Annotated in this window: 19 protein-coding genes; 7 read left to right on the top strand and 12 right to left on the bottom strand. The window is 60.9% G+C overall.

Annotated elements, in window-relative coordinates:
* Positions 1–2: 2 nt before the first annotated feature.
* The 3 genes from KHO31_RS09715 to KHO31_RS09705 are packed head-to-tail and all read right to left on the bottom strand — an operon-like array spanning position 3 to position 3289.
* Positions 3–1151, bottom strand: coding sequence for a glycosyltransferase family 4 protein (locus KHO31_RS09715; protein ID WP_211623141.1), 1149 nt, complete (start codon positions 1149–1151; stop codon positions 3–5).
* A 51-nt stretch (positions 1152–1202) separates the two neighbouring features.
* Complete coding sequence (locus KHO31_RS09710; protein WP_201080381.1) at positions 1203–2030, bottom strand: glycosyltransferase; 828 nt, start codon at positions 2028–2030, stop codon at positions 1203–1205.
* A complete protein-coding gene (locus KHO31_RS09705; RefSeq protein ID WP_201080378.1) occupies positions 2027–3289 on the bottom strand; it encodes an oligosaccharide flippase family protein in 1263 nt (420 codons plus the stop codon). Before KHO31_RS09705 ends, KHO31_RS09710 begins: the two co-directional genes overlap by 4 nt.
* Positions 3290–3584: 295 nt before the next feature.
* Between KHO31_RS09705 and KHO31_RS09700 the strand changes: the two genes are divergently transcribed.
* From KHO31_RS09700 to waaA, 4 genes are all read left to right on the top strand, one after another.
* On the top strand, positions 3585–4979 hold the full coding sequence (locus KHO31_RS09700; protein ID WP_211623139.1) for a phosphomannomutase/phosphoglucomutase: 1395 nt from the start codon (positions 3585–3587) through the stop codon (positions 4977–4979).
* A gap of 267 nt (positions 4980–5246) precedes the next feature.
* Positions 5247–6248 (top strand): lipopolysaccharide heptosyltransferase I, encoded by a 1002-nt coding sequence (gene waaC / locus KHO31_RS09695; protein WP_321207549.1) that lies wholly within the window; start codon positions 5247–5249, stop codon positions 6246–6248.
* Between the two features lie 61 nt (positions 6249–6309).
* Positions 6310–7194: a Kdo hydroxylase family protein gene (locus KHO31_RS09690; RefSeq protein ID WP_201080372.1), complete on the top strand. Its 885-nt coding sequence runs from the start codon at positions 6310–6312 to the stop codon at positions 7192–7194.
* A 76-nt stretch (positions 7195–7270) separates the two neighbouring features.
* On the top strand, positions 7271–8584 hold the full coding sequence (gene waaA / locus KHO31_RS09685; protein WP_211623137.1) for a lipid IV(A) 3-deoxy-D-manno-octulosonic acid transferase: 1314 nt from the start codon (positions 7271–7273) through the stop codon (positions 8582–8584).
* Between the two features lie 52 nt (positions 8585–8636).
* Here the strand turns inward: waaA and ureG are convergent, their stop codons facing one another.
* The 7 genes from ureG to KHO31_RS09650 all read right to left on the bottom strand — a co-directional run bounded on the left by ureG (position 8637) and on the right by KHO31_RS09650 (position 14024).
* On the bottom strand, positions 8637–9290 hold the full coding sequence (gene ureG / locus KHO31_RS09680) for an urease accessory protein UreG (RefSeq protein ID WP_201080368.1): 654 nt from the start codon (positions 9288–9290) through the stop codon (positions 8637–8639).
* 11 nt (positions 9291–9301) lie between these two features.
* Entirely contained in the window at positions 9302–9982 is a 681-nt protein-coding gene (locus KHO31_RS09675; protein WP_201080366.1) for an urease accessory protein UreF, read from the bottom strand.
* Entirely contained in the window at positions 9969–10658 is a 690-nt protein-coding gene (gene ureE, locus KHO31_RS09670; protein WP_201122996.1) for an urease accessory protein UreE, read from the bottom strand. Before ureE ends, KHO31_RS09675 begins: the two co-directional genes overlap by 14 nt.
* A 3-nt stretch (positions 10659–10661) precedes the next feature.
* Entirely contained in the window at positions 10662–12368 is a 1707-nt protein-coding gene (gene ureC / locus KHO31_RS09665) for an urease subunit alpha (protein ID WP_201080362.1), read from the bottom strand.
* Positions 12369–12423: 55 nt separating this feature from the next.
* Entirely contained in the window at positions 12424–12729 is a 306-nt protein-coding gene (locus KHO31_RS09660) for an urease subunit beta (protein WP_201122998.1), read from the bottom strand.
* A 17-nt stretch (positions 12730–12746) separates the two neighbouring features.
* Positions 12747–13049, bottom strand: a complete 303-nt coding sequence (gene ureA / locus KHO31_RS09655; protein WP_074286085.1) for an urease subunit gamma — start codon at positions 13047–13049, stop codon at positions 12747–12749.
* Between the two features lie 171 nt (positions 13050–13220).
* On the bottom strand, positions 13221–14024 hold the full coding sequence (locus KHO31_RS09650) for a transporter substrate-binding domain-containing protein (protein ID WP_201123000.1): 804 nt from the start codon (positions 14022–14024) through the stop codon (positions 13221–13223).
* 552 nt (positions 14025–14576) lie between these two features.
* Here KHO31_RS09650 and KHO31_RS09645 point away from each other — a divergent pair.
* The 3 genes from KHO31_RS09645 to KHO31_RS09635 all read left to right on the top strand — a co-directional run bounded on the left by KHO31_RS09645 (position 14577) and on the right by KHO31_RS09635 (position 18076).
* On the top strand, positions 14577–17009 hold the full coding sequence (locus KHO31_RS09645; RefSeq protein ID WP_211623135.1) for a colicin E5-related ribonuclease: 2433 nt from the start codon (positions 14577–14579) through the stop codon (positions 17007–17009).
* 10 nt (positions 17010–17019) lie between these two features.
* Positions 17020–17382, top strand: coding sequence for a hypothetical protein (locus KHO31_RS09640; RefSeq protein WP_201080354.1), 363 nt, complete (start codon positions 17020–17022; stop codon positions 17380–17382).
* Positions 17383–17710: 328 nt separating this feature from the next.
* Positions 17711–18076 carry a hypothetical protein gene (locus KHO31_RS09635; RefSeq protein WP_201084837.1) on the top strand — a complete coding sequence of 122 codons (366 nt, stop codon included), beginning with the start codon at positions 17711–17713 and terminating at the stop codon, positions 18074–18076.
* 177 nt (positions 18077–18253) lie between these two features.
* On the opposite strand, the gene KHO31_RS09630 is transcribed toward KHO31_RS09635, so the two are convergent.
* Complete coding sequence (locus tag KHO31_RS09630; protein WP_211623134.1) at positions 18254–19135, bottom strand: urease accessory protein UreD; 882 nt, start codon at positions 19133–19135, stop codon at positions 18254–18256.
* A 153-nt stretch (positions 19136–19288) separates the two neighbouring features.
* A complete protein-coding gene (urtE, locus tag KHO31_RS09625; RefSeq protein WP_211623225.1) occupies positions 19289–19981 on the bottom strand; it encodes an urea ABC transporter ATP-binding subunit UrtE in 693 nt (230 codons plus the stop codon).
* Positions 19982–20854 lie beyond the last annotated feature (873 nt).

Raw genomic sequence — 20854 nt, 5'->3', positions numbered from 1 at the left:
CGTTAAAGTAAAACGCCCGTCATTTTCTGTACCAGGTCTTTATACGTTTCGACGACGACACGTTCGTCGAACTCTTGCGCGACTTTCTGCCGGCCGCGTTCAGCCATTGCGCGGCGCTCGGGGCCGCTCATGTCGAGCATTTGCGCGAGCTTCGCCGCGAGACTCTCTGCATTGCGCACTTCGCACAGCAATCCGTTGACGCCGTCCGCCACCACTTCGCGGCAGCCGGGTACATTGGTCGCAACGATTGGGCGGCCCATTGCCGATGCTTCCATCAGCGTACGCGGCACGCCTTCGCGATACGACGGCAAGACAACGCAGTCGGCGTCGGCGATAAGCGGCCGCACGTCGTGCGCCTCTCCAAGATACTCGATGATGCCTTCCTGCTCCCACGCGCTCACATCTTCGCGTGTGATTGCGCTCGGGTTGTCGACGCCAACCGGCCCGAGCAATTGGAATCGCGCCTGCGGGTAACGTTCACGCAAACGTCGCGCGGCTTCGACATATTCACCGACACCTTTGTCCCACAAGAGCCGCCCGATCAGTACGAACTTGAATTCCGCCCGCTCCGGCAGCGGCGCAAAGGCGAACTGTTCAAGATCGACGCCTTCGCCATGCAAAAGACGCGCACGCTCAGGATGCACCAACAAATTCTGCTCGACAAACGCGGCCTGGTCGTCACGATTCAGAAACCAGATTTCGCGCGGGAAACGGAACGCAAAACGGTACAGCTTTTTGGCGACTTGCGCGGCGCGGCTATGCTGAATGAAAACGTAGCCGAGTCCGGTCGTCACCGCCACCGACTGCACGCCCGCCAGTTTCGCGGCGACGGAGCCATAGATGTTCGGCTTGATCGTGTAGTGGAACACGACGTGCGGGCGGATGCTTCTATACAAACGATACAACGACAAAAGCGTGCGCAGGTCGTCGCGCGGATTGGTGCCTTTGGACGCCACCGGCAATTCGATGCAGCGGCACCCCATCGCAGTGAGCAGTTCGAACGTGCGGTCGCGCGGTGCGATCACCGTCACGTCGACGCCGCGTCCGACCAGCATGCGGATCAGCCCTTGCCGATACGTATAGATTGCCCAAGCGGTGTTACAGACGAGTGTAATGCGTAGCGCGGGCGTCGATTTCAAGGCAGGCTTCATGCGGGAACGGGCTCGACAGTGAATGACGGAGTGGATGACGGGGCAGCGGAATTAATGGCTCGCGCGCGGCGCGAGCAGCGTGCGTTTGATCCGCTGCAATGCCCGGTAAGGTGTCACGAGATGTAGCAAATTTTTAGCGAGACCCAGCCAGTCGTACAGATTGGCCGCGTTGAAGTAGCGCAGTTGCAGCCGCAGCGTCGAGCTGACCTGGCGGCGCCGTTTGGTCGCGCTAATACCGCCTTCGTTCAGCTCGTAATAGAGCCCGAGCTCCGGCAGATTGGCGCAGTCGTAGCGCTCCATCAGGCGCGTGAACAGATCGAGGTCTTCGGCGGAAGGATACGCCGCGCGATAGTTGCCGACCGCGCGGACGGCGTCGATGCGCAGCATCATCGAAGGATGCGCGAGGCATAGGCGGAAGAAGCGCTGACGCCGGATTTCATTCGGTTCGGCGGGCGGCGTCAGCATGAAAAGCGGTTTGCCTTCACGCGTGACGACCTGCGTCCACATGCCAAGGCCGGCCACTTTCGGATGCAATTCCATGAACACGCGTTGTTTGGCGAGCCGTTGCGGCACGCTGCGATCGCCCGCGTCGATGCGCGCCGCGTAGCGAAAGCCGCGCTGCGCGAGGGCGTCGATGCCGGTTTGCAGCGCGCGCTCGATGCCGCCGTTCTGCTGCATACGCAGCACCTCGATCTTCATGTTCGGGATCGTCGGCGCGACGATTGGCGGCGTGCTGCCGTCGTCGACGATGAGTACGTGCACTAGCGCGCTTTCGCTGAAGGAGGTCAGCGTGAGATCGACGTCGGCCTGGCCGTTGTACGCGGGCATCAGGACGGCGACGTCGTCGAGGGAAAGCGCTGTGGCGGATGAATTCGTCATGGGCGCAATTTGAAACGAATGTAATAAAGATTAACCGACGCGGCGGCGAGATAACCGGCGGCGAGACCCACCAGCGCACCGTAAGCGCCAAGTCGCGGAATCGCCAGCAGATTGATCACAAACGCAACCGCCAGCGCCAGCAGCCACTTCGAAAGCAAGACGAATTTGGCTTGATATTTCAACACGATCAGATTGCCGATCGCTTCAATCCCTGCCGGCACGGAAAGCCACACGGCCCAGCGGAAAATCTCGATGGCGCCTTCGAAGTCCGGCCCGAACACGCGGCGAATGATGAAACCCGCCAGCAGATCCAGCACGATCGCGCCGCTCACCATCAGCGCGGCGGTCATGGCGGTGAGCCGCCACACGTTGCGGCGCAAAAGCGCTGCGTCCTGCACGCGGTAGACAAAGGCGGGCGCGATCGTCTGTGCGAGCATCAGCGCGAGCGTGATCCAGTTTTCGTTCAACTGCTGCGCAGCGGAATAGCGCCCGAGGTCGGCGAAGGAAATCGCCCGCTCGAGCATCAGTCTGTCCAGTTTCAGGAACAGATACATACAGATCAGGCCGAGCCAGAACACTGTGCCCGCGGTCGCGAAGTGCTTGAAGAGCGAACGGTCGAGGTGCCAGCCGAGCTTGCCGCCATGCCGGCGGACGTAATAGGCCAGCAGAACCGCGCCGATCACCGCCGATTCGGCGGCCCACAGCCAGCCAAAGCGCGCGGGCGTCGCCATCGCGCGCACCAGCAGATAGACGAAGCCGGCCTTCAGCACGGCGGTGCTCATGCTGGTGAGCAACTGCGGCTTGCTGTACGTCATGCTTTGCAGCCACGCATTGATCACGCCGACGAACGGTTCGCGAAACAGCATCGTCACCGCGAGGCCGGCGAGCATGGCGCCCACGAGCGGGTCGAAGACGTGCAAAGCGATGCCGAGCCACGTGATCAGCAGCGCTGCGACGGAAACGGAAAAGCGCAGCGCGAAGGCGCTGCCGAGCACCGTGCCCAACTGGGTTGGCGGCCGGCTGACGATGGTGGGAACCAGAATCTCCGCGCCGCACACCCAGGTGATCGGCGAAAGCACCAGCAGCAGCGTGTTCGCGTACTGCCATTTGCCAAAGGTGTCAGGCCCGAAGTAGCGCGCCAGCATGCCGCTGATCACGATCGCCACGCCGATCTGTGTGAGCCGCTCCAGCCCGAGCCAGACGATATTGGTGAAGGCGCGCGTGACGTCGGGATTGGCGAAGCGTTTGAGCGTCAGCATCCGGTGGACACTCGCCTATGCGGTTGCACGCGTTGCACGTGTTGTACGAGGGACGCAGCGTGCGCCAGGGCGCAATGTGTAACAGCCCACCTGGCCGACTGTCGCGGCAACATTGCAAAAGCAGGGCGTCTAAGCATTAGAATGGGCGTCTATTAGGGCATGTCCGAAAGGCGCAATTATAAGTTGGAACCGGATCGCTTCCGGCAAGGGCGCATCGCTCGGATTAACGGATAGTTTTACCGATCCTTCGGCGATACGCCGGTCAAAATTTTCCATTGCACGCAAGTGAGCCAACATGATCTCCAAATCTATTTTCAAGGCGTATGACATTCGCGGTGTAATCGGCAAGACGCTCGACGCCGACGCAGCGCGTTCGATCGGCCTCGCCTTCGGCAGCGAAGTGCGGGCGCAAGGCGGCGACGCCGTGGTGGTCGCGCGTGACGGCCGCCTCTCGGGTCCCGAGTTGATCCAGGCACTGTCGGACGGTCTGCGTGCGGCCGGTGTCGATGTGGTCAACGTCGGCATGGTGCCGACTCCCGTCGGCTACTTTGCGGCCAGCGTGCCGTTGAAGCTCGACGGCGGCGAACGCCGTGTCGATTCGTGCATCGTCGTGACGGGCAGCCACAATCCGCCGGACTATAACGGCTTCAAGATGGTCCTGCGCGGCGCGGCCATTTACGGCGAGCAGATCCTCGCGCTGCATCAGCGCATCGTCGACGAAAATTTCGCCGAAGGCAGCGGCACGTACACCGAGTACGACATTGCTGACGCGTATCTGGATCGCATCGCCAGCGACATCAAGCTCGCACGCCCGATCAAGATCGTGGTCGACACGGGCAACGGCGTAGCAGGCGGGCTCGCCCCGAAGCTCTTCAGGAAGCTCGGCTGCGAACTGGTCGAACTGTTCACCGAGATCGACGGCACCTTCCCGAACCATCACCCGGACCCGGCTCACCCGGAAAACCTCCAGGACGTGATCCGCGCGCTGAAGGAAACGGACGCTGAAATCGGTTTCGCATTCGACGGCGACGGCGACCGTCTCGGCGTTGTCACCAAAGACGGCCAGATCATCTATCCGGACCGCCAGCTGATGCTGTTCGCCGAAGAGGTGCTGTCGCGCAACAAAGGCGCGCAGATCATTTACGACGTGAAGTGCACGCGCAATCTCGCCAAGTGGGTCAAAGATAAAGGCGGCGAACCGCTGATGTGGAAGACCGGCCACTCGCTGGTCAAGGCGAAGCTCCGCGAAACCGGCGCGCCGCTGGCGGGCGAAATGAGCGGCCACGTGTTCTTCAAGGACCGCTGGTACGGTTTCGACGACGGCCTGTACACGGGTGCGCGCCTGCTCGAAATCCTCACGCGCGTGGCGGATCCGAGCAAGCTGCTGAACTCGCTGCCGAACTCGAATTCCACGCCGGAACTGCAATTGAAGCTCGAAGAAGGCGAAAACTTCGAACTGATCGCGCGTTTGCAGCAAAACGCGAAGTTCACCGGCGCGGACGACGTCGTGAAGATCGACGGCCTGCGTGTCGAGTACCCGGACGGCTTTGGCCTCGCGCGTTCGTCGAACACCACGCCGGTGGTGGTGATGCGTTTCGAAGCCGATAGCGACGAAGCGCTTAAGCGCATCCAGGAAGACTTCCGCCGCGTGATCATGGCGGAGAAGCCTGACGCGAAGCTGCCGTTCTGAAAGCTCCAGCGGCGGCGCGGTTCTTCGTGAATCGCGGCTGCCGTCGAACGCGGCGCGGGTTTCACTTACCGCGCCGCGTTTTTTCATGCCATTTACCCGTGGCGCGCTAGAATTGCGGTCCTCTTACTAAAACGCTGGGCCGTCCCAAGTTTTCCGCCCCGCAGGAAGTCCCCTTGGGGGATCACCCCCCTCGGGGGGCCTGGCGCGAAGCGACAGGTTGGGGGCTCTCTCAACGCACTTCGGGCCGGATAGCCGGTTTTCCCACACTTGAGCGTGCAAAAGATACTGATCGTGAGGGTGTCGTCATTGGGCGACGTCGTTCACAACATGCCGGTGATCGCCGACATTCGACGCCGCCACCCCGACGCCCAGATCGACTGGCTCGTCGAAGAAAGCTTCGTCGGGCTCGTGGAGCTTGTCAGCGGCGTGCGCCGGGCAATTCCCGTATCGCTGCGGCGCTGGCGTAAGCGCATCCTGTCGGTCGACAACTGGCGCGAGATCGGCGCGTTTCGCCGCGCGCTCGTGGCAGAGAACTACGACCTCGTGATCGACTGCCAGGGGCTCATCAAGACTGCGTGGGTCGCGAGCATGGCGCGCGGACCACTGGTCGGCCTCGCAAACCGTACCGACGGCGCGGGCTTCGAATGGCCGGTGCGCTTCTTCTACGACAAGCGGGTGCCGATCGAGCCGCGCACCCATGTGGTCGAGCGCACGCGCCAACTGGTGGCCGCGGCGCTGAACGACCCGCAGCCGCACCCTACCGACGAGATCGACTTCGGCATTGACATCGGACGCGCGGCGCTGGCTTTGTCGCAGGCGAATCTGAACCTGCCGGTGCCTTACGTGGTGTTCGTGCATGCCACCTCGCGCGCCGACAAGCAGTGGCCGGATACCGCGTGGATCGAACTCGGCCAGTCTTTGGTGCGGCGCGGCGCGTCGATCGTGCTGCCGTGGGGCAGCGAGGAAGAGCGCGTCACCAGCGAGCGTCTGGCGAAGGAATTCGGCGGTGCGGCCATCGTGCCGCCCAAATTGTCGTTGCCGGCGGTGGTTGGCCTGATCGAAGGCGCCGCGGCGACAGTCGGCGTTGACACAGGTCTAGTTCACATTGCGGCGGCGCTGAAGCGGCCGACGGTCGAGTTGTACAATTTCGCCACCGCGTGGCGCACCGGCGGCTACTGGTCGCCGAACGTCGTCAATCTCGGCACGGCCGGCAAGCCGCCTACGCTGCAAGAAGTGAAATCCGCGTTGGCCGGGTTCGGCCTGCTCTAATGTTGTAGCGCTGTAATGCGGTGTGCTTCGCCTTACGCTCCATCCGTTTTCAAGGGCGACCATGAACGAAACCCAGATCATCGAAGTAGCGAACGCCGACTGGCACGGACGCAATCTGTCCGTGCCGCGCGAGATGCTGCTGGCCGGCGTCGAACGCGGCAAAGTGGTGTATTTCCCGAATCTGCGCTTTGCGATCGAAGGCGGCGAACAGGCGCTGCTCGACCCCGCACTGGCCGATCCGAGCCGCAAGAACATCAGTCTCGAGCCGAATGGCGGTGCGCTGCATGGCGTAGCCGGCGACGCCGTCACGCAATCGGCGGTGCGCGCGTTGATCGCGCGTTATCAGTCCAATGCGCGCACGCTGGTCGATGGGCTTTTTCCCGAATACAACGGCAAGCTCCGCGTCGCGCCGACGAGCCTGCGGCTGCATCAGGTGGAAGGGCGCGAGACGTCCTGGCGCAAAGACGATAGCCGTTTGCACGTCGATGCATTTCCATCTCGGCCGAACTATGGCGAGCGCATTTTGCGCGTGTTCACCAACGTCAATCCGCATGGTGCACCGCGCGTATGGCGTGTCGGCGAACCGTTCGAGGATATGGCCAAGCGCTTCCTGCCGCGCATCAAACCGCAGATGCCGGGCTCGGCGTGGCTGCTGAATCTGCTGCACGTGACCAAGTCGCCGCGCAGCGAATATGACCATCTGATGCTGAATCTGCACGACGGCATGAAGGCCGATCTCGAGTATCAGAAGTCGAGCCCGCAGGAGACCATGCCGTTTCCGCCGGGCAGCGTGTGGGTGTGTTTCTCCGACCAGACTTCGCATGCGGTGATGTCCGGCCAGTTCATGCTGGAGCAGACCTTCTTCCTGCCGGTCAAGGCGATGGCGCAGCCGGATTGCGCACCGCTCGGCATTCTCGAGCGCCTGAAGGGCAGGGCGCTGGTTTGAGCGCCGCTGTCTTTTTCGCTCGCGCTGCGCAGCCCGCGTTTGCATTCGGATTCGCGCCCGGGTGTGCGGAGTCCCGATGCTGAGGGCGATTTATAACGCGCTCTGGTGGATCGTCGCGCCGCTTGCCGTGCTGCGCTTGCTGATCCGCTCGCGCAAGGAGCGTGGCTATCGCGAGCATATCGCCGAGCGTTTCGGTCACTCGCGCGGGCGGCTGCCGGAAGACAATGCGCCGCTGATCTGGGTGCATGCGGTGTCGGTGGGTGAGACGCGTGCCGCGCAACCGCTGATCGACGCGCTGATGAAGGCGCGTCCCGACGCGCGAATTCTTTTGACGCATATGACGCCGAGTGGCCGCGCCACCGGCGAGCAGATTTTTGGCGACCGCGTGTTGCGCAGCTATCTGCCGTACGACATGCCGCACGCGGTGCGGCGGTTTTTGCGGACGTGGCGGCCGTCGCTCGGTCTGGTGATGGAAACTGAAGTGTGGCCGACGCTGATCGACGAATGCCGTCGCGCGGATGTGCCGCTCGTGCTGACCAACGCGCGGATGTCGGCACGCTCGTATAAGCGCGCGGCCAAGTTCGGCCATGCGACGAGAGACGTGTTCGGCGGATTTGCGCGGGTGCTGGCGCAGAGTCCGTCAGATGCGGAGCGGCTCACGGCACTCGGTGCGCGTAACGTCGCGGTGCTCGGCAATCTGAAGTTCGATATGAGCACGCCGCCGGAACTGGCGGCGCGTGGTCATGCGTGGCGTGCGGCAATCGGCACGCGGCCCGTGTGGGTCGCGGCGAGTACGCGTGAAGGCGAAGAGGAACTGGTGCTGCAGGCGTTCGCGGCGCTTGGCATCGACGATGCGTTGCTGATCCTGGTGCCGCGTCATCCGCAACGGTTTAACGAAGTGGCGGCGTTGGTCGAGAAGGCTGGTTTGCGTCTCGAGCGGCGTTCGGCGTGGGCGCTGAGCGCGGCTGTAGCGTCGGCGGCTTCCGGTGCGGGCGGCGGCGTGCCTGATTTGGCTACAGATGTGAATGTGCTGCTCGGCGATTCGATGGGCGAGTTGGGCGCTTACTATGCCGCTTCGGATCTGGCGTTTATCGGCGGGAGTTTGCTGCCGCTGGGCGGGCAGAATCTGATCGAAGCGTGTGCGGTCGGTGTACCGGTGCTGATCGGGCCGCATGTGTTCAACTTCACGCAAGCCACGGCGGATGCGGTCGCGGCGGGTGCGGCGGTGCAGGTGCAAGATCCGGCTGATCTGGCGCGCGCGCTGCGCGAACTGTTCGGCGACAAGGCACGGCGGCTGGCGATGGGCGGCGCGGCCTCGGCGTTTGCCGCGCGCCACCGTGGCGCGACGGCGCGGACCGTGGATGTGTTGATGGCGTTGTTGCCGGAGTGAGCGGAGGCGCGAAAGCGCCCCGACTTCAAGGCTTTAAAGCGCCCCCGCGGGCTTAGACCTTCAACAGCCCCTTCGTCTCGATAAACTTCACCACCACATCCAGTCCGTCGAGCGCCTTCAGATTGCACATCACGAAAGGCCGCTCGCCGCGCATCTTCTTCGCGTCTGAGGCCATCACTTCCAGATTCGCGCCGACCATCGGCGCGAGGTCCGTCTTGTTGATGACCAGCAGATCCGACTTCGTAATCCCCGGGCCGCCTTTGCGCGGAATCTTCTCGCCGCCGGCCACGTCGATCACGTAGATCGTCAGGTCCGACAATTCCGGGCTGAACGTTGCCGCCAGGTTATCGCCGCCTGATTCGATGAACACGATGTCCGCATCGGGAAAACGCGTCAGCATACGGTCGACGGCTTCGAGGTTGATCGACGCGTCTTCGCGAATCGCCGTGTGCGGGCAGCCGCCCGTTTCGACGCCCATGATCCGTTCGGCTGGCAACGCGCCTGCCACCGTCAACAGACGCTGGTCTTCCTTCGTATAGATGTCGTTGGTGATCGCGACGAGGTCGTACTGTTCGCGCATCGCCTTGCAGAGCATTTCGAGCAACGTGGTTTTACCCGAGCCGACCGGGCCGCCGACACCCACGCGCAGCGGCGGCAGTTTCTTCGTGCGGACGGGTGAGTGAGCGGGGTGATGAGGTGCGTTCATGATGGATCTTTCTATGAGCGAAAAAGCCGCGAATACTGCGACTCGTGACGCGCCGACAAAATGCCCAACTGTGGCGCGAGGGTGTTGATGTTTTCGGGTGACGTGGCCAATGCTCGCGTGACGGCGGCGTCGATCGGCTCGCGCAACGCGACGATGATGCGCTGGCCGGCGAGTTGACCGAGTGGTACCGCCTTCAATGCGGCGGCGGCCTGGTTTTCCACCCAGCTGAAGGCGTAAGCGGCGAGCGCTGCGTCGGGCGCTGCGTCGTGTGCGAAAGCGGCAAACGCGAAAGCCGTGGGTTGGGCCAACGGCTTGAGCGATGCCAGCGTCGTGCGCCGTTCGGCGTCGCCCCATTCCAGCGAGACGCACAACTGTCGCAGCGACCAGCCCATTTGTTCCGTCTCGCGTCTAAGTTCAGCGGACTCACGGCTTGCCAGGAATTCGCTGTTCGCTTCCCTTAGGCCGTCTGCATCGTGCGCACGCCAGCGTTCCATCTGATGGGCGAGAAACGGCAGCTCGCCACGCGCGAGCACATCGGTCAAACCGCTTGCGATCCAGTCGCGCGCGGAATCGGCGTCGGTGATGAGTTGCGCTTCGATCGCGGCTTCGAGACCCTGCGAGTAGCTGAATGCGCCGATCGGTAGTGCCGGTGACGCAAGATGCAGCAATGCCGTGAGTTCAGCGATGCGCATGGTGGTGATGATGTCCGTGGCCGCACGATTCGTCGTGGACGTGATCGTCGTCCTTGTGATCGTGCGAATGGTCGTGACTATGACCCTGCGCATGGCTATGACCGTGCTCATGATCCGAGTGGTCATGCCCATGCTCATGATCGTGCGAATGCTCATGCCCATGATGCTCGTCGAATACCTGCTGGGCGAGCGCATAGTCTTCCGCGAAGGTCTCGTCGTGACCATGCTTGTGACCGCCGCCATACGCGCCGGATTCCGGCTGGAACGGCATCGACACCTGATCCACGCTTGCGCCGATGCGCTTCAGCATGTCGGCAAGAACAGGATCGTATTCGAGCTTGAGGTAATCGGCGCCGACTTCAACAGGCGTATGACGATTACCGAGGTGATAAGCGGCACGCGTCAGCGTCAACGCGTCTTTCGCGCGGACATACAACACCGCTTCCGGTGCGGCGACCACGCGCACCAGGCCGCCATCGTCGGCGACCAGAACATCGCCGTCGCGCAGCACGGTGCCGCGCGGCAGCAGCAACGCAATTTCCTCGCCATTATCGAGCGTTGCGGCGAGACGGCTCTTACGACGGTCGTCGAAAGCGAGCGTTAGGGTCGGCGCGCGCTTTACCAGCACAGGTGCCAGCTTCAGATGCGGCGCAATCAGTTTGTCGATAGTGCGCATGATTTAGAACAGGAAGTAGCGTTGCGCCATCGGCAGTACCGTTGCAGGTTCGCAGGTCAGCAACTGACCGTCGGCGATCACCTGATAAGTTTCCGGATCGACGCTGATCGCCGGACGCCACGCATTGTGAATCATATCGGCCTTCGTAATGTTGCGGCAGTTCTTCACGGCAACGATACGCTTGTTCAGTCCATAGCGTTCGCCGACGCCCGCATCGGCAGCCATCTGGGAAACGAAGGTCAGGGAAGTGCGTCCGAGCGCACCACCGCGCGTGGCGAACATCTCGCGGTAGTGGACCGGTTGCGGGGTCGGAATCGACGCGTTCGGGTCACCCATCTGCGCCATCGCGATCATGCCGCCCTTCAGAATCAACGACGGCTTGATGCCGAAAAACGCCGGCTCCCAGAACACCAGGTCCGCCCACTTGCCCGGCTCGATCGAGCCGACTTCATGCGAGATACCGTGCGTGATCGCCGGGTTGATCGTGTACTTGGCGACGTAACGCTTCGCGCGAAAGTTGTCGTGCCGCGCGTTGTCTTCAGGCAGCGCGCCGCGTTGCACCTTCATCTTGTGCGCGGTCTGCCACGTGCGGATGATGACTTCTCCCACGCGCCCCATCGCCTGCGAATCCGACGACAACATCGACAACGCGCCGAGGTCGTGCAAGATATCTTCAGCGGCGATGGTTTCGCGACGGATACGCGACTCGGCAAAGGCGATGTCTTCCGCAATCGACGGGTCCAGGTGGTGGCACACCATCAGCATGTCGAGATGCTCTTCGAGCGTGTTGACGGTGTACGGGCGCGTCGGATTGGTGGAGGAGGGCAGCACGTTCGCTTCGCCGCAGACCTTGATGATGTCCGGTGCGTGGCCGCCGCCTGCGCCTTCCGTGTGATAAGTGTGGATCGTACGGCCCTTGAACGCGGCCACCGTCGCTTCAACAAAACCCGCTTCGTTCAATGTATCCGTGTGGATCGCGACCTGCGTGTCGGTATCGTCGGCAACAGAGAGACAGTTGTCGATCGCCGCCGGCGTCGAGCCCCAGTCCTCGTGCAGCTTTAAACCGATCGCGCCTGCGGCGATTTGCTCGAGTGCGGGTTGCGGCAGGCTCACATTGCCCTTGCCGAGAAAGCCGATATTCATCGGATAACCATCGGCCGCTTGCAGCATGCGTTCGAGATGCCACGGACCCGGGGTGCAAGTCGTCGCGTTCGTGCCCGTTGCCGGACCGGTGCCACCGCCGAGCATCGTCGTCACACCGCTCGCGAGTGCTTCTTCAATCTGCTGTGGGCTGATGAAGTGAATGTGCGTATCGATGCCACCGGCCGTCACGATCAGCCCTTCGCCCGCGATTACCTCGGTGGACGCGCCGATCGCGATCGTCACGTTCGGCTGGATGTCGGGATTGCCCGCTTTGCCGATTGCGGCGATGCGGCCGTTCTTGATGCCGATGTCGGCCTTGACGATGCCCCAGTGATCGAGAATCACCGCATTCGTCACAACCGTATCGACGACGTCGGCATGCACGCGTTGCGACTGGCCCATGCCGTCGCGAATCACTTTGCCGCCGCCGAATTTCACCTCTTCGCCATAGGTCGTGAAGTCGCGTTCGACTTCGATCAGCAACTCGGTGTCGGCGAGGCGTACGCGGTCGCCGGTCGTGGGGCCGAACATTTCCGCGTATGCGCGGCGGCCAATGCGTAAGGTCATGGTGTGGATCCGGAAATGAGCAGAGTGGTCAAAGCAAGCTTGCGCGGGTCGCGCATCAGAGCTTGCCCATCACCTTGCCGTTGAAGCCGTAGACGACACGGTCGCCCGCCAGTTCGACCAGTTCGACGGTGCGTTCCTGGCCAGGCTCGAAGCGCACGGCGGTGCCCGCTGCGATGTTGAGCCGGAAGCCGCGCGCCGCTTCACGATCGAAGGAGAGCGCCTCGTTCACTTCATAGAAGTGATAGTGCGAGCCGATCTGCACCGGACGGTCGCCGGTATTCGACACGACCACCGTGATGGTGGCGCGGCCCGCGTTGAGTTCGTGTTCGCCGTCGTCGATGAGAAGTTCGCCGGGAATCATGGGGCTGCCTTGCGTGATTAGGGGATCGGGTGATGAACGGTGACGAGCTTGGTGCCGTCAGGGAAGGTGGCTTCGACCTGGATGTCGGGGATCATCTCCGGCACGCCTTCCATCACATCGGCGCGCGTCAGCAGCGTGGTGCCGTAGTGCATGACCTCGGCAACGGTCTTGCCGTCACGGGCAGCTTCCATCAGCGCGGCACTGATGAACGCGATCGCTTCCGGGTAATTCAGTTTGAGGCCGCGAGCGCGGCGCCGTTCGGCAAGCAGCGCGGCGGTGAAGATCAGCAGCTTGTCCTTCTCGCGAGGTGTCAGCTTCATCGGATGTCGGGTTGGGTTACGCCCGTCCCAGCCAGGACAGGCGTCGGATGCGATTGGAGTCGCGCTTCGTTGTGCGCCATCGCGGTCGCTCGAAATGCGACACGAAACGAACCGCGACAAGCTTACTGCCAGATCAGCTTACAAAGATATCAAGCTGAATTAACGACCCGCTTACAGGTTGGCCGGCAAGGGCGCGCCGAACCACTTCTTCGACATCGTGTTGAGCGTGCCGTCCGCCTTCGCTTGGGCGATGGCGGCGTTGACCTTCGCCAGCAGCCGGCTTTCATTCTTGTTCATGCCGACGAAACATGGTGAATCCTTTATAACGAACTTAGGTTCCGGACGGCGCGGCGGATTCTTCGCATTGATCGCGGCGGCGACGATATTGCCGGCGGCGATCAACTGCACCTGACCCGAGAGAAACGCGGCGATGGTCGCGTTGTTGTCTTCGAAACGCTTGATGGTGGCATTCGGCGCCATTTGCGTGAGAGCGATTTCTTCGAGCGCGCCGCGCGTGGCGCCGACCGTTTTGCCGGTGAGATCGGCGGAACCGGTGACCTTGATGTCCGCGGGCCCGAACACGCCTTGGTAGTACGGCGCATAGGCCGTCGAAAAATCGATGACCTTGTCGCGTTCAGGTGTCTTGCCGAGCGAGGAGATCACCAGATCGACCTTGCCTGTTTGCAGATACGGAATGCGGTTCGCGCTATTGACCGGCACGAGTTCGAGCTTGACGTTCATCGATTTCGCGAGCATTGCGGCGGCATCGATGTCATAGCCTTGCGGCTTCATATCCGCGCCGACCGATCCGAACGGCGGATAGTCTTCCGGCACGGCGACTTTGAGCACACCGGCTTTGGCGATGTTGTCGAGCGTATCCGCGTGAGCGGCGGGCGTATGGATTGCGAGGACGGGCGAGAGCAACAGTGCGGCGAGCCAGGCGCGACGCGCTGGGCGAAGGGTCGATCGGTTCATGTTGTGTGAGCGGTGGTGGCGAGAAGCGGTCGGCTGCCGTCAGGACGCGGCAACATCGTGGGAGATTTCGACGCAAGGTATGTGCCATGGCGGTGCAGCGTGGGCGGGCGGGGCGAGGGGCTGTAAGACGCACCGTTGTTGGGCCACTGCACGCATCAAATTGGTGCATCTGTAGCTTGCGATAGCGAAAGACAGCCTCCACTTGAATGGGGTGCCACCACAGTGCGCGTAGCGCCGCCGGAAGTATGAGGGCCTGTCAGTCACGTCAAATGTGCGAGGGCACGGATTCCAGATGCACCACTGCCATGACGGAGCGAGTGACCCACTTATGAGCTAACGGTGCGAGCCGGCTCCGTTAAATGCCCGCGATGCGGGTGACGTCTGTGCGCCGACTAGCGCTATACCTGCTCTGAAGCTTCCGATCTAAGCTTGTTTGTGAAGATGTGTTGCGCGATTGAAATTTTCCGAATTGTCTTATTCGGGCTTCACGCATCCCTGATGCAACGTCGAATTATTACGCATTTCTAACGACGTATTACAGCAGGGAGATTCATGAAACCAAGAAACCCCTCTCATGGGCCGGTCGTCAACCTGACGCGTCTACTGGCGACATTCATTCTGCTACTGGTGGCGTTCAGCGCAAGAGCTGACTATACGTCTGACTGCACCAGCCGATACGAAAAGTCCGGTGCTATACAAGGCACTAAATGGTGTGCCCTTGACGTGGCAAGTAACTCGCCTGGCGGTCCCGGCGGCTACTCGTGTCTTAACGACGTAGATCTCATCAAGCAATGGTGCGCGGGGACGACTGATCCACAGCCTGAGCAATCCTGTCCGGTTGCCGACCCGGTCTATCCGGGCAGCGGTGCCGTTACGCAGACTGACAGTGACTTCGTTAGTGGTGACGATATACCGCTGGTTTTCACGCGAACCTATCGTTCAACGCCGCTCGCGAAAAATATCGGCGCTATGGGGCCGGTCTGGTTCCATAGCTGGCAGCGCCAGCTAGACCTGACGAATGCTAATAGCGGGAGTTCGTCAAAGATTCTTGCATACCGGGCGAACGGTGAGCCGATCACGTTCAGATGGTCGAGCGGATTCTGGCGCACGTCGACATATGGCGGGATGGCGCTGTCGCAAGGCGGGATGAACTGGACCCTTTCAGACCCGACTACCGGCATAGTCGAATCGTATTCGCTGCAAGGTGTCCTGTTGTCCGAGAGGACACGAACCGGCTTCACCCGAACGCTGACCTATGACGGCATCGGGCTGCTGACCGTGATCACCCAGCATGCAGACAACACCAGCGCGGGCGCCGATCTAACGCTGCGGTTTGACTACGACGACAAACGCCGCATTTCGCGCTTAAACGATCCGCTGGGCGGCATGACGCAATACGCGTATGACGCGAACAATAACCTTGTCTCCGTGATCTGGCCTGACGGCAACATGCGCCGGTATGTCTATGACGATACGCGGTTCAGGAACGCGATAACCGGTGAGATCGATGAAACCGGCACCCGCATCGCCACCTGGACTTATGACGCACAAGGCCGCGCCACTGCGGCAAGTCACCCGGATACCGCGCGTAACGTGCAGTTCGGTTACGGCAACGGCAAAACCACCGTCACGGACAGCCAGCGTACAACGACGGTGAACTTGTCTTCCATCGGAGGCGTGCTGCGACCTACGGGGACTAGCTCCTCTGCCCGCACGACTAGTACGACTTGGGATGCATCCGGTAACCTGCTAACGGACACAAATTCGACCGGCGGCACTAACGAATACAGTTATGACGAGACAGGCCGTGCCGTTCGGCTGGTAGTGCGGAATGCGTCCAGTACGACAGTCACTTCCGTACGATATGCCGACGCGACGAGTTTGATTCCATCGATGATCGCGTCGCCCGGAAAGGTGCGTGCCTTTGTCTATGACGCGCAGGGCAACGTGACCGGATTCAGCGAATTCGCCACTGATGATCTAACCGGAGAAAGCGCGTTCGATGCTAAACCGTCTGGGCAGCAACGGACAGTAGGTGTTGGCTACGACTCGTCAAATCGTGTGGTAGCGGCTCTTGAATATTTCAACGGAAGTAAGGCCGCTGACTGGCTGTATTTCTATGACGAGACGGGCAATCTGCGCCTTGCCAACAATAGAGTATCGGGTTGGACGCTGGGCACGATGCGCAGGGACGCCGCGCACCGCGCTACCTATCTCGCCGGAGACAATCGAGAAGCGCTTGTCACCTATAACGCGCGAGGGCAGGTAACGCAGTTCACTTATAACGAGTACCCCACTGCATTGAATGGGAGCCTGTACCTGTTTCTGACGGTCAACTATGGCTACTCCGCTGATGGTCGGGTTATGTCGCGCACGGGTACGGTCGCGCAGAACCAAGGTGGATCGACGCCGATGGGTGTCGCCAAGGCGATTAGTAGCGACGAGATAGGCCAGTGGGTTACCAACCTCGAAAGCGGTGTGAACCCGGCCGGGCCACCCGCCAATCGGCTTGAATGGGTCCGCGCCATGCTCGGTGCGTTGCCGGAACCGGGGCTACAACCGATATGTATCGAATGTATGTTCAATCCTGCGTTGGGTTGGGCGTGGGCTATCTCCTCCGGCAATGACGATCCGTTCGGGATTATCGGTGTCGCCGGAACGATACGCACGGGTGTCGATGCGATTTCGAAGCTATGCAAGCCGACTGCAAATCAGATTTCGAGCGTATACGAGAACAAGATCGTTGGACAAATGAAGAAGCGCGGATGGACTCAGGAGGACGTTGAGGCAACAATCGCGCATCCATCGAGGACAGTACCCACCCGCGACAATAGATTTATACCGAATGGCAACGGTGCCCGACGCGACGATCCTGCCACAGCGTATATTCGCGACGATGGGCACTACGTTGTGCGCAACGACGTTGACGGCAAGATTGTGCAGGTATCAGACCGGTACGACACCGGCTGGAAGTCCAAATTCTAGAGGAAGTACGATGACCAGTATCGATATCTACGCCCCGTATCTGGCTCGAGCGGAGGTTTCGCCCGGCGGCGAGGTGTTTCTTACCTCTTCCGACGCGCTGCTTTTTGTTGATCATTGCGACCGGCTCGGGCTTGCGATCATCGGCATCGATGGTGCACGAATAACCTCGAATGAAAAGGAGCTTTACCTCGACGCTATCGGCGACGCATCTCCGACAAGCGTCATGCCGTGGGAGGCATTCAGAGAGTCCAGAAAGCGCTTCGCTCATAATTGTCTACGTGAGTTGATCCGCGAAAAAGGTGCGGACACTTACTTCTCGTTTGTAGTTTTTGACGAGGAACAATATGAAAATTCCCAGCAACGCTTGCGGTAACTTGCCAACGCGCGAGCGGCGGTGAATAGCCAGTTCAAGATTTAGCGCAAGGATAAAGAGGCGCGGGCAATGAACTGCCCCCTACATTGGACACCCGTTCGCTTTCGGGTGCAGTTCACAATCGCGTCTTTTCCCTTTCTGTCCGGAGGCCTTGGCGTTTGGGCGGCGGTGCAGAATGGTGATGGCAGGGCCACTAGACGAGACGATCTTGGCACAGTGTACATACGTGGGGACGGGCACTAAATGGTTAGAAATGGTGTGGGCGATATAGATTGTGAAAATGTAGAAGCGTATTGATCCTATTGGAGATCGCCGCTCTGAGGTCAACATGACTATCCGCGAAAAAATTCTTGAGAAGTATCGTTCAGCGTCGATAGGCGAACCTGGTACGGAGATTTATGTCGAGGGTGAGGCTGCACGGGGTATTCCTGCCGACTGCGAGAACGCTAATGTTGCAATAATTGGTGTTGATACATTCACCATCACTTCGGGGTCCACATACCCTCACCTTGACGGTATTATGGATTTTTCGCCAAGGGTCAAACGAGCGTGGGATGACTTTCGGCAGCGGTGCAATGAGGCCGCGCTGAAGTTCATGCAAGAGATGCGCACGGAGAAAGGTCGCGACACCTACTTTTCTTTCGTGATAATCGACGCTGACGAATATGAAAAGACGCAGAGCCAACTTCGTTAGTCGCCACTATTCCATCTAATCGGCACATGAAAAGGACGCGAACAATCGCGCCATTTTCTTTGCTGCGGTGTGATTGCCGCTAGTGGTAGTCAGTGCTGCGCGGTCACCGCTTGCATGCGGGGGCGCATTTCGCGGCCGATGAGGCGAATACCGCGAGCGAACTGGCCAAGGCGCGACTCACGTCGACCAGATCCGCAGCGGCACAGCCTCAACGCCATGCACAACAGGCCTCAGCTGGAGCCAGCATTGAGTCAAAGCTCGCTGCAGCGTCTCCATAGACCGCGAAACCGCCCGCACGAGCAAAACCCCATCGGTGACGCAGGAAGCTGCTGCCCGCAACGAATCATCAAACGGCAGTTGGGAAGTGAGCCCTTCAGCGAGTGCATCATCGCAGGCCGCCCCCACGGCCCACAGCGTCCCATAAGCGGGAAACCCGGCGAGCCCTTGCGCCGCATCCCGCAATGAATCCGCCGCCGCAAGACTTGCGCGTTCGAGCCACAGTGCCTCGCCATTCGCGTCAACGATCCGCGAGACAGCCCGCAAATGCCCGTCCGACCAGCGCTCACCAGCCGCTTGCCGCCCAAGCTGAGTCGCATCCCACCCAATTGCGGTAGCCCCTTCGCCAAGCGTCAGCGAAAAATCCAGCATTGCGTTGGCGTGATCGAAAACGATATTGTTTTGCGGCAGCCAGTCGAGCTTCGCCTGAGGGCCGACACGCACCGCAATATTCTGCCGTGCCGCACCGCCATTGGACTTGTACCATTTGGTCGCGCCGGGCGTGGTGATGACGGCATGGGCGCTGCCCCCGACTTCCACGTCGATGTCGAGTTGATCGCCGCCCGCGATCCCACCCGGCGGATGCACGATCACTGCGTGGCAGATCGCATGGCCTTCTGGATAGAGCGGCCGTTGCACGCGCAACGGACCATCATGCCGCCGATGCTTGAGCGTGGTCCGCTCGCCCTCTTTGACGAAGCCGAGTTCGAGGCGCGCGCGCCATTGCGAGTGCGCGGTATTTTGCGCAGTGGCGAGTGCGGCGTGGTTTTCGTGGAGCGACATACGGATGGAAGTGCGAATGGACGGGGGGCGCGGCGCAGTAGGGGACGCGGTATCAGACGCGCTAATGCGGCGCGTGCCGGCGCGCGTTAGGCAACGACTAGCCGCGTTGCCACAGGATGTGGCGAGAATAGCATGCCGTGCTGCTTGTGCCCGTCAGACGGCAATCAGCGCGCGCACGCCGTCCGTATCCATGTTGGCGCCTTCGCCGCCCGCGACGATTTCACCGCGGCTCATGACCCAATAGCGATCGGCGATTTCTTTGGCGAAGTCGTAGTACTGTTCGACGAGCAGCACGGTCATGCCCATTTCTTCGACCAGTTGGCGCAGCGTGCGGCCGATGTCCTGAATGATCGAAGGCTGAATGCCTTCGGTGGGTTCATCGAGGATGAGCAATTGCGGATCGCTCATTAGTGCCCGGCCGATCGCGAGTTGTTGTTGCTGACCGCCGGAGAGATCGCCGCCGCGGCGGGTGCGCATGTCCTTCAGGACCGGGAAGAGTTCGTAGATACGGTCTGGAATTTTCTTTGGGGCTTTTTTGCTGGCGGCGCCGACCAACAGGTTTTCTTCGACGGTTAAGCGCGGGAAGATGTCGCGGCCTTGCGGGACGTAGGCGAGGCCTTGTTCTACTCGCGAGTAGGTCGGCAGTTTTGTTATTGGCGTTCCACGCCAGGCAATTGAGCCGCTCCTGGTTTGGACGACGCCCATCAGGCATCTAAGTAGGGTTGTTTTGCCTACGCCGTTGCGGCCTAACAGGACGGTTAGCTTGCCGTCAGGGACGGTGAGTTTCACATCTCTGAGGATGTGGCTGCCGCCGTAGTACTGGTTCAGGTTTTCTACTTCTAACATTTGGATGTTCCTCTGAAGCGGTGTTTTTTTGCCTGCGGCGCGGTCTGTTTGCGCTGTCTGCGCGGTGCTTTTTGTCGGAGTGCCTATGGCGTTGGCCTTTCCTTGATCTGACTCTTTGGCCTTTCCTTGATTTGTTAGTGGTCTATTAGCGTTGCCCCTGTGCGGGGCGGCACTTACTTTCTTTGCCGCCGCAAAGAAAGATAAGCAAAGAAAGCGGCTCACACCGCCAGCTCTTAAGCGGGTCCCCCCCACAGTTGCGATAGTGGTGCATCTGGAATCTGTGCCCTCGCACATTCAGCGCGAGTGACAAGGCAGTCATTCTTCCGACGGCGCTGCGCGCGCCGAAGAGCACTTCATAAACAATTGGGTCATTTGGCATCTACTCCTGTTTACGCATGCTGGCTGTCGAGCGCTTCATTCGATACCGATTCCTGTTCACACCTGCCTGCCGTTGCTGCATTTGCTGATGCGACTTGTCACCGAGTAGTCAGGCCGCTCGCCGAGGCAAAGCCGATGGCCCCCACCGAACACGAGCGAAACCCGTGGCTTCCCAGGCGAACCCATCCGCGACGCACGCAGTGCGGAGTGGGCGCTGACGAGCCCTTTGTCACTGACGCGGAATGTGCGAGGACACGGATTCCAGATGCACCACTACCGCGACTGCGCGGGGGACCCGCTTAAGAATTAGCGGGTTGAGCCGCTTTCTTTGCTTATCTTTCTTTGCGGCGGCAAAGAAAGTAAGTGCCGCCCCGCACAGGGGCAACGCTAATAGACCACTAACAAATCAAGGAAAGGCCAACACCATAGGCACACAACCAAAAAGCGTCCGCAGGCAAAAAATCAACAAACTCCCAACGCCGCAGGCAAACAGTC

The organism is Paraburkholderia domus (assembly GCF_905220705.1).
Lineage (GTDB): Bacteria > Pseudomonadota > Gammaproteobacteria > Burkholderiales > Burkholderiaceae > Paraburkholderia > Paraburkholderia domus.
This window is presented reverse-complemented; position numbering and strand designations above follow the sequence as displayed.